This window comes from Novosphingobium sp. B-7, assembly GCF_000410615.1.
GTDB lineage: Bacteria > Pseudomonadota > Alphaproteobacteria > Sphingomonadales > Sphingomonadaceae > Novosphingobium > Novosphingobium capsulatum.
Window position 1 is genome coordinate 7,677 of record NZ_KE148393.1, and the last position, 944, is coordinate 8,620.

The 944-nt window shown below is 71.2% G+C and carries 2 protein-coding genes; both read left to right on the top strand.

The window, feature by feature from the left end:
• A partial coding sequence (locus H926_RS0116845) for a glycosylhydrolase-like jelly roll fold domain-containing protein (protein ID WP_028658144.1) occupies window positions 1-753 on the top strand: 753 nt, incomplete at its 5' end.
• Window positions 753-944, top strand: a 192-nt coding sequence (locus H926_RS0116850) for a hypothetical protein (protein ID WP_028658145.1), incomplete at its 3' end; no start/stop codon positions are given. The genes H926_RS0116845 and H926_RS0116850, both read left to right, overlap by 1 nt.

Here is a 944-nt window from a genome sequence, read left to right on the forward strand (position 1 = left end):
CGGAATGTCGCCGGGCGCACGGTCCTGCCGCTGCGCCTGGCGCCGGGGGAAAGCCGGTTCATCGTTCTGAGCGACGGCGGCGTGGCACCGCATCTCGCACAGGCCCATCTCGCGGCCGGGCAAAGCCTGGAATGGCGTGGTGAGCGGCTGGTCATGGCCGGGGCTGGAGAAGCTCGGCTGCTGCGCAGCGACGGGCGGCGCCTGGCACCGGTGGCGCCGGCCATGCCCCCGGCAATCGAACTCGACCAGCCCTGGACGCTTAGCTTTGCCGGCTGGCGCGCCCCGCCCGAGCGGCTGACGCTGAAGCAGCCCGCGCTGTGGAGCGACCTTGCCCCCGATCGCGTGCGCTTCCATGCCGGATCGGGCACCTATGCCACGCAGATCGACCTGCCGCGCCACCTGCTGGTGCGCGATATCCGCCTGATGCTCGATCTGGGCGCAGTGCATGCCATGGCCGAAGTCGCGGTCAACGGGCGCTTGGCCGGCCGGCGCTGGATCGCACCCTTCCGGCTGGACATCACCGCATTCTTGCGGCCGGGATGCAACACGATCGCCATCACCGTCACCAACACCTGGCACAACCGCCTGGTGGGCGATCGCGTCTTGCCCGAAGCGGAGCGGGTTGCCTGGGTCTATCCCAAGCTGCGCGGCACCAAGGACTGGCTGCCGGCCCGCGATGCGCCGCTGCTGCCGGCGGGCCTGGCCGGTCCGGTCCGGATCGTGGCTAAGCCACTTGTGGACATTCCGGTCTAATGAGGCTGGACCGTCGCACCGCGCTGGCCGCGATCGGCGCGACGCCGCTGGTGGCCGGCGCCGGCAGGGCGCATTCTCTGCCACCGGGTGATCTGCTGGCGCAAGACTTGCGCGTGGAAGGGGTGGCCGAGCCCGCGGGGCTCGACCTGCTGCGTCCGCGCTTTTCCTGGGGCCTTGCCGCGCGCGATCCA